Raw genomic sequence first — 14,184 nt, forward strand, 5'->3', positions numbered from 1 at the left:
TAGTTACTTGCTTTCTTTCTCTTGCTGTTCTCTTTTCTTTTTTGGAACGAAGTTCAGCACTGAGATTGGCACTTCTTTGCGTGGTTCGAAACCTTCCACGACACGACGTTCAATCAGGTGACCAAGACGCTTTTCAATAATGCATAGGTTCTTGAAGTTGTCTTTTGATAAGAAAGAGATTGCTTCACCAGATGCATCAGCACGGCCAGTACGTCCAATACGGTGAACATAGTCGTCTGCAGGGAAAGGCAGGTCGTAGTTCACTACGCGGCTTAGGTTATCGATATCGATACCACGAGCAGCAACGCCAGTCGCTACCAAGTACTTTAAACGACCTTTCTTGAAGTCAGCTAAGATCTTTTCACGGATCGCTTGGCTGCGTCCACTGTGGAAAGCTTCAGCCTGAATGCCACGCTTTTCAAGTTGAGCCACCAACTTAGCCGCACCATGCTTGGTTTCGATAAAGATAAGCGCTTGATCCCAATTACCTTCGGTGATCATGTGGCTCAATAGTGCCGACTTACGGTCTTTATCTACGGTCACCAACCATTGCTCAATGTTCGCTTTAGAGGCGTCGGTCTTGGCAATTGAGATCTCTTCTGCTTCACTGATCGCACTTTTCGCTAGCGCACGCACTGGCGTTGAAAGCGTTGCTGAGAACAACAGGTTTTGAATGTCTTGTGGTAGACGCGCGATGATCTTGTTGATGTCTTCAATGAAACCCATGTCTAGCATGCGGTCTGCTTCATCTAGAACCAGTACTTCCACTTCATCAAAGTGAACGGCGCGCTGACCATACATGTCGATCAAACGTCCCGGTGTTGCCACCAGAATGTCTACACCTTCAATCAGGCGATCTTTTTGGTGCTGGTACGATACACCACCGTACATCGCTAGTGATGTCAGGTTTAAGAATTTAGCGTATTTGGTAATGTTTTGTTCAACCTGAACCGCAAGCTCACGCGTTGGCGTTAGGATAACGGCACGGATACGTTTCTTACGCTGCGTTTCCCCTTTGCTTAGCATTTCTAAGATAGGGAGGACAAAGCTCGCCGTTTTACCGGTACCTGTTTGTGCTGCTGCAATCAGGTTCTTGCCAGAAAGTACAATCGGAATAGCTTTTTCTTGAATCGAGGTTGGCTTTTCATAGCCTTGTTTTGCAACGGCTTTAACAATAGGTGAGCTTAATCCAAGCTTGGAAAATGGCATAAGTTTCTCGGTATGATTAGGCTAATATCAATCACAGTAAGTGTTCAGAAATAGCGTAGGAAAGGTTAAACAATCTTATACAAGGATAAGACCAATGGCGGCATTCTACCATGTTGCTTGTGTACCGCTAGTCACAGGCTCGTAAAAAATCCAGTGCGTTTGAGGCACTGGATTTTCAGTATTGGTTGAGCTTTATTATCTAAGCTATTTCAATTTTCTCAGCTTGGTTCTGTTCTGCCATAGACAGTGCCAGTGCTTCCGCAACTTTAATACCGTCGATACCTGCAGACAGGATGCCGCCTGCGTAGCCTGCGCCTTCACCTGCAGGGTAGAAGCCCTTCAGGTTGATGCTTTGGAAGTCTTTGCCACGCTTGATACATACAGGAGAAGAAGTACGAGTTTCAACCCCTGTTAGTAGGCCATCTGGTGTTGCAAAGCCTTTGATTTTTTTATCAAACGCTGGGATTGCTTCTCGAATCGCTTCGATAGCAAAATCAGGTAGCGCTTTTGAAATATCAGTCAGGTGGATACCTGGTGTGAATGACGGTTGGACTTCACCGATTGCACTTGGATCGCGACCTTTCAAGAAGTCACCGATTTTCTGTGCAGGAGCGTCGTAGTTTTCACCGCCAAGAACATAAGCGCCGCTTTCCAGTTCACGTTGTAAACGGATACCAGCCAATGCATCACCTGGGTAATCACGCTCAGGGTCGATACCTACCACGATCGCACTGTTTGCGTTACGTTCTGCACGAGAGTATTGGCTCATGCCGTTAGTGACTACGCGGCCTTCTTCAGAGGTTGCTGCTACTACAGTACCACCTGGGCACATACAGAAGCTGTATACCGTGCGGCCATTCTTACAGTGGTGGACAAGTTTGTAGTCCGCAGCACCTAGGATTGGGTTGCCTGCGTTCTTACCGAAACGAGCTTCATCGATCATTGATTGTTTATGTTCGATACGGAAACCAACAGAGAAAGGTTTCGCTTCCATATAAACGCCACGCTCATACAGCATTTCAAACGTATCACGAGCACTGTGGCCAACAGCCAATACCACGTGACGAGATTTGATCTCTTCGCCGTTAGAAAGCGTTAGGCCAGTGATTTGACCGTCTTCCATATGAACGTCGTCAACACGAGTGCTGAAACGGATTTCACCGCCGAGTTCAATGATAGAAGCACGCATCTTTTCGATCATGGTAACCAGTTTAAAGGTACCGATGTGCGGCTTACTGACATAAAGAATTTCTTCTGGTGCACCCGCAGCAACGAACTCTTCGATTACTTTACGGCCGTAGTGTTTTGGATCTTTTACTTGGCTGTACAATTTACCGTCAGAGAAGGTACCAGCGCCGCCTTCACCAAACTGCACGTTTGATTCAGTGTTCAGGGTACGCTTACGCCAGAAACCAAAGGTATCTTTAGTACGTTCACGAACTTCTTTACCACGCTCAACGATGATTGGGTTGAAACCCATTTGAGCAAGCACTAGGCCAGCGAATAGACCACAAGGACCAAAACCGATAACCACGGGGCGCTCAGTTTGGTTCTCAGCCGCTTTAGCAACGAATTTGTACTCCATATCAGGCGTCACTTTTACGTGCGGGTCGCTAATGAATTGTTCTAACAACTCAGCTTCGTTTTCAACGAGAACGTCAAGCGTGTAGATAAGTAAGATCTTTGATTTCTTACGAGCATCGTAGCCACGTTTAAAGATATTAAAAGAGAGAACCTGATCAGAGTGAATACCAAGTTTCGCTTCAATAGCGTCTTGAATCGCTGACTCTTCATGGTCTAGAGGGAGTTTAATTTCGGTTAAACGTATCATTTTGATGTCTCGTTTTATAGGTGTCTTAGCTCGATCACTTCTATGCCTAGAGCTTTAGTCGCGCTAGTGCTGAAAAGAAGTGGCAAGCTCACAATGGCGCGCATTTTACGAGAAATTGATTTATCTGTCATACTAATTTGAAAGCATGGAGAAAATAGACATGATATTAGAGCGGTATGATGTTGAATTTTGCTTTGGGATGAGTATTATCCCCATTCTTCAATTTTGACTAACTTATAGAGCAGAGCAGCATGGCATTTGTCGTAGGCGATAACTGTATTCAATGTAAATACACAGACTGTGTGGCAGTGTGTCCCGCAGATGCGTTCCATGAAGGCCCCAATTTCATGGTCATTAACCCAATCGAATGTATTGATTGTGGGCTATGTGTACCTGAATGTGATGCTCAAGCGATATTCCAAGAAGACGATCTACCAGAAGATCAAAAGATTTTTATTGAAGTGAATGCAGAGCTTGCTGAGATCTGGCCGGTACAAACGGAAGTCAAAGCACCAATGGATGACGCTGAAAAGTGGAATGGCGTGTCGGATAAGTTGGCAATGCTAGAAAAGTAACTTTGTTACTTGAAATAAACCTTATCTAAAAAAGATCCCCAACTCAGTCGTCCCTCCTTCTTGAGGATGACGGCTGATGTGCACTTTGCCTCGAACCTCTGTTCTACGTCATTCCCTACTGCGAGGGACGAGCAAGATAGGGAGTCTTGCTCTTTATATCCGCTAATTCTAACTAGCCGTTTAATCTTGAATTGATTAGCTATGCTGACGACGCATGTTGTCGAGGATGATGCCTGTCGCCATCGCAACGTTTAAAGACTCCGCACCACCGAACGCTGGAATCGTAATCTTATCCGTTACGAATTTAGCCGCATGTTCGCGAATACCGTGAGATTCGCTACCCATCAACAAAATGCCGTTGGCAGTAAACTCTGTCTTATGAACACTTTCGCCTTCTAAGAAAGCGCCGTAAACGGGTAGGTTCGCTTGCTCTAAGTAGGCAGGTAAATCTGTTTGGCTGACGTGTACGCGGCCGAAGCTGCCCATAGTCGCGCTGATGGTCTTAGGGTTGTATGGGTCTGCACAATCACGGCTTACCACAATATGCTTGATGCCATACCAGTCTGCTACGCGAATGATCGTACCTAGGTTGCCAGGGTCTGAAACGCCATCAAGAGCAATCATCAGCCCTGTGGCTTCTGGTAGTTCAAACGTTGGGATCTCAACAACCGCAATCGCTGCGTTGTTACTAACCAAAGTGCTTGCTTTGGTTAGATCATCCAGCGAGGCTTCAACACAATCAAACTCAATCAGTGAAGCATGATTTTCAGATAAGAAATCAGCGGTAGCAAAGACGTTCTTCACCACTAAGTCACTATTGAACAGCTCAAGAACGTTCTTTTCACCTTGAACTAGAAACAGGCCGTGGGCTTTACGTTGTTTCTTTTGGCCCAAAGCACGAAGGAGTTTTAATTGGTTTTTTGAAATCATGTTTTTATCCTAGATATAAGCCCGCGCATTATAGAGCAAAGGTTAGCGAACCAAAAGCGTGATGGCTCAATGCGATCCACATAAAAAGCAAAAGCAACCCACTTAAAAAAGAAAAGCGCACTAAATAGCGCGCTCTTATGGAATTTACTTTCCTAAATTAAGCTGAACTGACAGCTTAATACGGAGCAGGGTAGCGCTTAAAGACCGTGTTGATATCAGTCAGGATCTCTTTTGATAGCGGTTTACTGAAAGCGGCTACGTTCTCTTTTAGCTGCTCCATAGTGGTTGCACCAATGATAGTGGAAGTCACTCCATCAACTTGATTACACCAAGCCAATGCCAACTGGCTCGGCGTGAATCCGTGAGCATTCGCCACTTCAACATAACCTTTTACCGCTTCATTGGCAGATTCAGTATCACGGAAGATGCCTTTGCGTTGCATGTAAGTCCAACGGCTACCTTCCGGTCTTGCGCCGTCTATGTACTTTCCACTTAACATGCCTGCAGCTAAAGGTGACCATGGCAGATAAGCGACATCTTCATGCACACAGTTCTCAATCAGATATGGCCAGTCTTTTGCGTGCAGTAAGCTAAATTCATTCTGAATCGAAACCATACGTGGCAAATCGTGCTTTTCACTCAGCTTGAGGTAAGTGTTAATGCCCCAAGTAGAATCATCTGAAAGTCCGACATGGCGAATTTTACCCGCTTTAATACAGCTTGCCAGTGCTTGTAGGATTTCCAACATCCCAGCTTCATGTTGCTTTCGGTCAATATCACTGAATCGAATGTGATTTGGGAAGTGCTTACCAAAGTGAGGCGTTGTGCGATTTGGCCAATGAAGTTGGTAAAGGTCGATATAGTCTGTTTGTAAGCGTTTTAATGATGCATCAACGGCTGCGATTACGGCTTCACCTGTTATTGGGCCTCCATTTCGAACCCACGGCAGGCCAGCGCCAGCAATTTTACTCGCAATGATTAATTCTTGGCGACGCTGTGGATTGCGCGCTAACCAGTTACCAATGATCGCTTCTGTTTTGCCATAGGTCTCTGGAGAAGGTGGAACCGCATACATTTCTGCGGTATCGATGAAGTTAATACCTTGACTGAGTGCGTACTCAATCTGTTGGTCGGCTTGCTGTTGCGTATTTTGCAGACCCCAAGTCATGCTACCAAGGCAGACCCGGGAGACGGGGATTTGACTACTTCCTAGTTTTGCATATTCCATTTCGTTCTGGATTCCTATTGTTAGGCTTTCTAATACTCGCATGATGGTTTTGATAGAGGGCGAGTGAAGAATAAAGCGAGCGTGAATTATTAGCACAAAATCGCAGTACAGGGTATGGCTTTAACTGGTTTACTAGAGGGAGCTTTTTCTTATTTTTTATCGTAGAAGTAGAAGTAGAAGTAGAAGTAGAAGTAGAAGTAGAAGTAGAAGTAGAAGTAGAAGCAGAAACGGGGGGAGATTTCACTAAAACAACTCTATAACAAATCGCATAGAGCTGTTTTACAAGTGGGGGCGATAAAGTGACTAGTCAGCGTTGCTATCAAACCCGCCTTGGGTTTGGGCTTTCTTGAGTGCTTCCTGCCGTTGCAGTTCTTTTTCTGTCGAAATGGATTGAAGTGTTTCCTCAGAGGCTTGAGGCGAAAAAATGAAATATTTATTAATCGTCATAATTGTGTCTCCGTGTAACGTATGCCAAATTCTGCATCAAGGGTAAATAGTGATCATCATCCACTTTGTACTTTTTTTAGGCTGAGAGCGGAGGGCGTAGAATGTGTACAAAGTCATCGTGTTTCATCCTTGTGCTAGGGGCAACTGACGAAGCCCTCTATTTTAAGTATAGGAAGCTCATCTAATTTCGCACAACCATGATTTAGAGCAATTACAAGCATAGCAAGCGGCGTAAGATAGCCTTTTATGTTATCGGCTGCACTTGATTACACTGTGTATTTTATTGCGACGCTGCTTGGAAGAACCTTAAAAAGGTACGACTGGCTCAGCAAACAATACGACCGATAAGTCAGTCATTGAATCCATGGTGAGATGAAATATGGAAAAGCTTGTAGAACGTTTTCTGAATTACGTTACTTTTGATACTAAATCCAATCCTGCTAACCAGCAGTGCCCAAGTTCACCGGGTCAAATCACCTTTGCTGAAGTGTTGCAATCAGAACTGATCGCATTGGGTTTAGTTGACGTGTCTTTAGACCAAAATGGTTACTTGATGGCGAAACTGCCATCGAATGTCGATTATGCAGTGCCAGCGATTGGCTTTGTTGCGCATATGGACACCGCGCCTGACGCATCGGGTGCTAACGTGAAGCCGCAGGTGATCAACAATTACCAAGGTGGAATTGTTGAGCTAGGGGGAAGTGGTGCATGCCTAAACCCAAGTCAATACCCTGATCTTGATACACTGCATGGACATGATCTTATTACGACCGATGGTACAACCTTATTGGGGGCCGATAACAAGGCTGGCATTGCAGAAATCATCAGTGCGATTGCCTACCTCAAAGCAAACCCAGAGATTAAACACGGCAATATTTGTATCGGTTTTACACCAGATGAAGAGATCGGCCGTGGCGCCGATCGGTTTGATGTCGAAAAGTTTGGTGCGCAGTGGGCGTACACCATTGATGGTGGACCAGTAGGCGAGTTGGAATATGAAAACTTCAACGCGACCAGCGCTCAGGTTATCTGCCATGGTGTGAACGTTCACCCGGGGACTGCAAAAGGCAAAATGGTCAATGCGATGAATATCGCGGCTCAATTCCAACTGATGATGCCAGCACAAGAAACGCCAGAATGTACTGAAGGCTATGAGGGTTTTTATCACCTGACATCGGCTGACATGAGCGTCGCACGTTCTGAGCTTGCGTATATCATTCGTGACTTTGAGCGTGAAGGTGTCGCAAAGCGTAAGGCATTCATGCAGCAAAAAGTGGATGAGTTAAACGCGCGTTTGGAGAAGGGACGTGTCGAGTTAGTGCTTACCGATAGCTACTTCAATATGAAAGAGATGGTTGAACCTCATCAACACATTATCGAATTAGCCAAACAAGCGATGGTTGCATGTGATGTTGAGCCACTGATCAAGCCTATTCGAGGTGGTACCGACGGCGCACGCTTGTCATTCATGGGACTACCGTGCCCGAATATCTTCACTGGTGGTTATAACTTCCACGGTATTCATGAATTCATTACCATTCAAGGTATGGAACAGGCGGTGAAAGTGATCGTTGAGCTGTCTCAGCGTACGGCAATGCACTATCAAAAAAATGCATGATCAAAAAATAGCGCTCTAAAAACGTGAGAACGAATACGCTTATGAGAGGTAACATGACTCTTAGTGAAGCTGTATGAGTTTGTAATACGCAAATTCATTGTGTTTGCACTTACTATTTGCACCCACTTACTTCGTGGGTGCTTTTGTATATGCCCTAGTTATTTGTTTTATATGATAAAAATTTGTTGGCTGTAATGAAAATGGCCATTTAGGGAGAATATAAATCGCTAATCTAGATCCGCGAGTGGCAGCCAGTCGACTTGCACCCCAGCTTGTTCAAACATATCTTGACTGACCTTGATTTTATCGCCCCATCGAGAAAGGAAATCTTCACTTTGCTCTGGGCAGTGAACCGCAGAGATCCCCGTTTGGATGATCTTCGCTGCGCAGTTTGGGCAAGGGAAATGAGTCACCCAGATTTCACAACGGTCTAAATCACGCTTGGCAAACAAGATTGCATTTTCTTCGGCATGCAGTGTTTTTAGGTATTTCATCTCACGCTCGTCAGTATCAGCACTGTCAGATACGCCATGAGGATAGCCGTTAAAGCCGACGGAAACGATGCGGTTGTGTTGGGTGATCACAGCACCCACTTGAGTCGATGGGTCTTTGCTCCAAGACGCCACAAGCTCAGCCATTTGATAAAAGCGTTTAGCCCATTTTGAAATCATGCGAATTACCTTAAGTCATTAAATATGAATGCTTATTTACGAAGATACATGATGTTAGCTCATATACCTAGTTGCTAATATAGAGAAAGGGAACAACGAGGTGACTTTATTGTCTATTTGTAACCTTGTTATGTACAATTCGGCTATACGTAACACTTTGAAACGCTTTTAAAGCTATAATTGATAATCTCCGGACATTCTAGAACATCGTGTTATGTACTTTTATCGTGTTAAATTTCTCAAAGTGACTAGATAACTATGCGTAAAAAATTAATCCTAACGGCTCTGACGAGCTCTTTTATCCTTGCTGGCTGCGGGCAAGATGCTCAAAATGCCAAGCAAGCGCCTTTACCCATCGTTGCTGTACAGGATGTTAATGTTATCCCACATCAACAAAGCAAGTCGTACATTGGTCGTATTGAAGCGGTGGAAGATACGGCGATCATTGCACAGGTTTCTGGTTATCTAGCAAGCCGTCATTTTCAGGAAGGACAAATGGTTGAAAAGGGACAGTTGCTTTACTCGATCGAACCTTCACCATTTGAAGCTGAAGTTGCTAGTGCAAAAGCAGCCGTTGCTCAAGCTAATGCCAATCTTAAAAAAGCCGAGCTTGATTTTAACCGTGGTAAGAACCTACTTCCCAAAGGCAGTATTTCTCAATCGGAATTTGATGCTCTGACTGCGTCTTTATTAGGCTCTCAAGCACAACTTGAAGCCAGCCAAGCTCAGTTAAACGCCGCGAATGTACAACTTTCTCACACCCAAATTGTCGCGCCTTTCTCTGGTCGAATCAGTGATAGTAAGGTCAGCCAGGGCGATTTACTTTCCCCTTCTTCTGGTGTGCTAACTACTTTGGTCAGTCTAGACCCAATCCACGCCTCGTTTAGCATTAGTGAGCGTGAACGTATAGAGCTCGGTATGGATCGCATTGAAGGCGATGGCAGCAGCGACTCTGAAGGTGTTGAAGTTCAGATCATACTGGAGAACGGTGAAGCATTTGAGCATCTAGGTCAGCTTGACTTCTTGGGCAACCGCATCAACTTAGATACGGGTACGATCGCAATGCGTGCAATTGCGGATAACCCAACGCAGCAATTATTGCCAGGTCAACACGTCCGCGTAGATTTACGTGAGAAGCAAGCTATCGATGTCTTCACCATTCCTCGACGCGCGGTTCAAACCGATCTCGAAGGCGACTTTGTGATGCTGTTGGTTGAAGGTGATGCTGAACCAGTAGCTGAGCGCAGAAACATTGAATTGGGTCGACAAGTTGAAGGTGGTGTGATTGTTGGTTCTGGATTAGATAAAAATGACGTCGTGATCACGCAAGGCTTACAGCGAGTACGTAATGGTATGGCTGTGCGCATTCAGCCTTCAGCCGCAGAACAAGCAGAGTAAGGGGCGCATTTATGTTGAGTCGTTTCTTTATTCAAAGGCCGAAGTTTGCCCTTGTTATCTCGATTATATTAACGCTGGCGGGTGCAATTTCTCTTTCTATCTTACCTGTCGCGGAATATCCACGCATCAGCCCTCCTTCTGTGAGCGTTTCTGCATCTTATGCTGGTGCGAGTGCAGAAGTTGTCGAACAAGCAATCGCAGACCCCATAGAGACCTCAGTCAACGGGGTAGAGGACATGATCTACATGTCTTCCAAAAGTGCTAATGATGGTTCGTATAGCCTAAATGTTACCTTTGATGTGGGTACTGACCCAGATATGGCTCAGGTCAACGTGCAAAACCGTGTTGCTCAGATCGAATCAAAGCTTCCGCAAGAAGTTAGAATGGTCGGCGTTACGGTTAAAAAGCGTTCTCCAGACATGCTGATGGTTTTGAACTTCTATTCGCCCAATGGGAAATACGATGATCAGTTCTTAATCAACTACATTAACCTTAACGTCAAAGACCAGTTAGCCCGTGTGACCGGTATTAGTGAGGTCAATGTCTTAGGTGGTGGTGAATACGCAATGCGTGTTTGGTTGGACCCTGAAAAGATGGCCAACCTTAACTTGACCACTTCAGATGTTCAATCGGCTCTGGCTGAACAAAATGTTCAAGTTGCTGCGGGTCGTATCGGCGCTGCACCATATGATAATGCTCAAGAAGTTCAGTTTAACTTGGTGACGAAAGGGCGCTTAGAGTCTGTTTCTGAGTTTGAAAACGTGGTGCTTCGTGCGAGTACAGATGGCTCAACGGTCTACCTAAAAGACGTAGCTCGTGTTGAGCTGGGTAAAAGATTCTACGACGGTAACGGTAAGTTCCGTGGTCAAGATGCTTCTATTGTTGCGTTGTCATTACAGTCTGATGCCAATGCATTAGAAAGTGGTCAAGCCGTAATGGCGATGTTGGACGGTTTGAGTGAAAGCTTCCCTGAAGGCATAGCTTATGAAGCCAGCTATGACACAACCGTCTTTGTTGCGGAATCGATCAAAGGGGTAGTGAAAACATTAATTGAAGCTATTTTGCTTGTTATCGCAGTAACCTACCTGTTCTTGGGTAGTGCACGTGCAACGCTGATCCCTGTGGTTGCGATTCCGGTGTCTTTAATTGGTACTTTTGCCGTTATGCAGATGACCGGTTTTACCATTAACACAGTAACGCTGTTTGGTTTGATCTTGGCGATTGGTATTGTAGTCGATGATGCGATCTTGGTTATCGAGAACGTTGATACCACGATGGCGAAAGACCCAACGATTTCACCCCGTCAAGCCACACTGATCGCGATGAAGGAAGTAACCGGTCCGGTTATTACGTCCACCTTGGTACTGTTAGCGGTATTTATTCCAGTTGCGATGCTGCCCGGCATTACCGGTATCATGTATCGACAATTTGCTCTGACTATCTGTATTGCGGTTGTTATCTCATCGATTAACGCGCTTACGCTTTCTCCGGCATTGTGTTCACTGGTTCTTAAGCAGGGTGGTGGGAATACTGCTCGTTGGTATCAGGCATTCAACCGTGGTTTAGAGTCTATCACCAACAAATACGGTCAGGTTGCAGGCTTCTTGGTTAAGAAAGGGGTTCTGCTGTTTACCTTCTTCGTGGTGGCATTGGTTGCCGTGACCTACTTCGCCAAGACGACGTCAACGGCGTTCGTACCGCAAGAAGATAAAGGTATTTTGCTGGTTAACGTGCAACTGCCGGATGCCGCATCACTGTCTCGTACAGAAGGTGTGACTGAGCAACTGCTAGAGATGGTTGAGCAGGAGCCGGGTGTTGATGGCGTATCACTGGTGAATGGCTACGCATTCATGACGGGCGCTTCGGCTTCGAACGGTGCGTCGATGTTTATTAAACTACACGATTGGGACACCCGTAACGCACTGGATGGCCAGCATTCAGCGCATGCTATCTCGCAGCGCATCAATGCCCGAGCGGCAACAGAACTTCCTCAGGCGATTGTATTTGCAATGGGACCTCCAGCGGTACCGGGCATGGGAGCCGCATCGGGTTTTGAGTTTGTTCTCGAAGATACATTAGGTCGTAGCCGTACTGATCTTGCAATGGTGATGAATGATGTGATTACTGAGGCGTCTAAACAGCCTGAAATTTCACACGCATTCAGTACATTCCGAGCGAACGTACCTCACTACTATGTTGATATTGATCGTGAAAAAGCTCAGCAGCTTGGCATTCCGTTGTCGGAGATCTTCCAAACACTGCAAGGTAATCTTGGTTCAGCGTACGTGAACGACTTCACCATGTTTGGTAAAAACTTCCGCGTAACCATGCAAGCAGATAGTGAGCACCGCAGTGGAATGGATGACTTGCAACGATTCCATGTTCGCTCATCATCAGGTGAAATGATCCCGCTTAGCACCTTGGTGACGCATGAGCAGATCTTTGAACCGGATGTAGCATGGCGTTACAACATGTACCGCAGTGCGGTTATTCAAGGTCAACCTGCTGAAGGCTATTCAAGTGGTGATGCGATTGCTGCAATGCAGCGTGTAGCCGCAGAAGTGTTACCGCAAGGGTATCAGTATGAATGGACGGGCATGGCGTACCAAGAGGTATTAGCCGGTAACCAAGCGATCTTCGCATTCGCGCTTGCTCTGATCTTCATCTACTTGTTTATGGTGGCACAATACGAGAGTTGGACAATACCGATTGCGATTATCTTAGTGGTACCTGTCGCGACGTTAGGCTCCTTCTTAGCGTTGAACCTAACGGGTACGCCACTGAACCTCTACGCGCAAATAGGCCTGGTGCTGTTGATCGCCTTGGCTGCGAAGAATGCGATCTTGATTGTAGAGTTCGCCAAGGTTGAGCGTGAAGACAACGAGCTATCCATCGAAGATGCGGCAGTAAAGGGCGGTACATTGCGTTTCCGTGCTGTAAACATGACATCGTGGTCGTTCATCTTAGGTATCTTCCCACTGATCTTCGCTGCGGGCGCGGGTCACGTGAGCCAGAACTCATTAGGTATTTCACTGATTGGTGGTCTGCTATGTGTGTTATTGGCAGGTACGTTCCTAATTCCAGGCTTCTATGCATTCGTGCAGCGTAAGCGTGAGAAGGCACACGGTGGCAGTACTAAGTTGATTCCTCTTGATGATGAGTAGATAAATTTAGTATTCTAAAATGTTGAGGCCTAGCATTACGCTAGGCCTTTTTTTTATTCCAAAGTTGGTACAGAAAATCTATTTATATAACTAAATGCTTACAAGTGAGTGGTGCTCACCGTCTGGCTTACATAATCTAATAAAATGATGTTTTATTATTAAGCTATTGTTTTTATTTAATTAAATCAACTCGGCGCACACTTGTGTGCTCGAAATAGTTTGCACAATAATGTGAAGTGTTTCAAAATTACGAAGTTAAATTGAAATTTATTGTGCGTTGAGGTTCTTATGAAGGTCGTTGATTTATTTAAACATCGAGGTGACAGCATGTCGTCACAAAATTCGGAGTTTATGAAATGGATGTCTCCAGCTCTTAGAGATTATTGGGGCGACTTTTTGAACCGTACGCAAAATAGCCATTTCTTTGCGTGGGTTCGTGATTATCAAAAGCCTGCAGTCAATGAAGATGCTGCTGACATGCCAGTAGAAAAGCCGATCGAACTTAAGCCGGAAGCACAGCTGGTGTTTGATGAGCTGAGCCAGCAGATTGGCGAAGTTATCCATACCGGTGATTGGATCAATGTTAGCCAAGAGCGCATTAACCAATTCGGTTTGGTGACTGAGGACATGCAGTGGATCCATACTGAGCCATCAAAGGCTGAAACTGACTCACCGTTCAAAACGACCATCGCCCATGGCTTTTTGACTTTGTCACTTCTTCCTCGTTTAACTGACAGTGTAGATCCTGATAAATCTCAATTCCCAACTGCAAAAATGGTTGTGAATATCGGTTTGAACCAAGTTCGTTTTCCTTATCCGGTAAAATCGGGTAGTAACGTTCGCGCGAAAAGCACGCTGACTAAAGTGACACCGATCCGCAACTGCTTAGAGATTGAACGTGAGATTCGCGTCGAAATTGAAGGCATTCGTCGCCCGGGTGCAGTGATAGTATCGGTGATTCAACTTCACTTCTAAGTGATACAAATTGGCTTTGTAGATAGCCTAATATATAGATTTAAAAAAGAGAGAGCTTAATGCTCTAATGCCGATCAGTTAAGACAATAATCGGCAGATCAGTTGAATGATCCTACCAACATGTAAAAATCCGATAGA

General features: G+C 45.4%; 11 protein-coding genes. 5 read left to right on the plus strand and 6 right to left on the minus strand.

Annotated features, from left to right (window positions below):
• Positions 1-3: 3 nt before the first annotated feature.
• Positions 4-1,209 carry a DEAD/DEAH box helicase gene (locus Q1A70_RS11085; RefSeq protein ID WP_299690828.1) on the minus strand — a complete coding sequence of 402 codons (1,206 nt, stop codon included), beginning with the start codon at positions 1,207-1,209 and terminating at the stop codon, positions 4-6.
• Positions 1,210-1,408: 199 nt separating this feature from the next.
• On the minus strand, positions 1,409-3,040 hold the full coding sequence (locus Q1A70_RS11090) for an NAD(P)/FAD-dependent oxidoreductase (protein ID WP_299690831.1): 1,632 nt from the start codon (positions 3,038-3,040) through the stop codon (positions 1,409-1,411).
• A gap of 251 nt (positions 3,041-3,291) precedes the next feature.
• On the opposite strand from Q1A70_RS11090, the gene fdxA reads away from it, so the two are divergent.
• Complete coding sequence (gene fdxA, locus Q1A70_RS11095; protein WP_017074827.1) at positions 3,292-3,615, plus strand: ferredoxin FdxA; 324 nt, start codon at positions 3,292-3,294, stop codon at positions 3,613-3,615.
• Between the two features lie 195 nt (positions 3,616-3,810).
• Here fdxA and Q1A70_RS11100 read toward each other — a convergent pair whose 3' ends face one another.
• The 3 genes from Q1A70_RS11100 to Q1A70_RS11110 form a co-directional block, all read right to left on the minus strand.
• The gene (locus Q1A70_RS11100; protein WP_299690838.1) at positions 3,811-4,545 is read right to left on the minus strand and encodes an RNA methyltransferase; all 735 of its coding nucleotides are present in this window, start codon (positions 4,543-4,545) and stop codon (positions 3,811-3,813) included.
• Positions 4,546-4,720: 175 nt separating this feature from the next.
• Positions 4,721-5,773, minus strand: coding sequence for an aldo/keto reductase (locus Q1A70_RS11105; protein WP_299690840.1), 1,053 nt, complete (start codon positions 5,771-5,773; stop codon positions 4,721-4,723).
• 303 nt (positions 5,774-6,076) lie between these two features.
• Complete coding sequence (locus Q1A70_RS11110) at positions 6,077-6,220, minus strand: hypothetical protein (protein ID WP_299690843.1); 144 nt, start codon at positions 6,218-6,220, stop codon at positions 6,077-6,079.
• 379 nt (positions 6,221-6,599) lie between these two features.
• Between Q1A70_RS11110 and pepT the strand changes: the two genes are divergently transcribed.
• Positions 6,600-7,838 carry a peptidase T gene (gene pepT, locus Q1A70_RS11115; protein WP_299690846.1) on the plus strand — a complete coding sequence of 413 codons (1,239 nt, stop codon included), beginning with the start codon at positions 6,600-6,602 and terminating at the stop codon, positions 7,836-7,838.
• Between the two features lie 227 nt (positions 7,839-8,065).
• Here the strand turns inward: pepT and Q1A70_RS11120 are convergent, their stop codons facing one another.
• A complete protein-coding gene (locus Q1A70_RS11120) occupies positions 8,066-8,509 on the minus strand; it encodes a cytidine/deoxycytidylate deaminase family protein (RefSeq protein ID WP_299690848.1) in 444 nt (147 codons plus the stop codon).
• A gap of 258 nt (positions 8,510-8,767) precedes the next feature.
• Between Q1A70_RS11120 and Q1A70_RS11125 the strand changes: the two genes are divergently transcribed.
• The 3 genes from Q1A70_RS11125 to Q1A70_RS11135 all read left to right on the plus strand — a co-directional run bounded on the left by Q1A70_RS11125 (position 8,768) and on the right by Q1A70_RS11135 (position 14,046).
• Positions 8,768-9,907 (plus strand): efflux RND transporter periplasmic adaptor subunit, encoded by a 1,140-nt coding sequence (locus tag Q1A70_RS11125; protein WP_299690851.1) that lies wholly within the window; start codon positions 8,768-8,770, stop codon positions 9,905-9,907.
• Positions 9,908-9,918: 11 nt separating this feature from the next.
• Positions 9,919-13,071 carry a multidrug efflux RND transporter permease subunit gene (locus Q1A70_RS11130; protein WP_299690854.1) on the plus strand — a complete coding sequence of 1,051 codons (3,153 nt, stop codon included), beginning with the start codon at positions 9,919-9,921 and terminating at the stop codon, positions 13,069-13,071.
• Positions 13,072-13,359: 288 nt separating this feature from the next.
• The gene (locus Q1A70_RS11135) at positions 13,360-14,046 is read left to right on the plus strand and encodes a MaoC family dehydratase (protein ID WP_299690857.1); all 687 of its coding nucleotides are present in this window, start codon (positions 13,360-13,362) and stop codon (positions 14,044-14,046) included.
• Positions 14,047-14,184: the final 138 nt, after the last annotated feature.

The sequence above is a fragment of the uncultured Vibrio sp. genome (assembly GCF_947488985.1).
Lineage (GTDB): Bacteria > Pseudomonadota > Gammaproteobacteria > Enterobacterales > Vibrionaceae > Vibrio.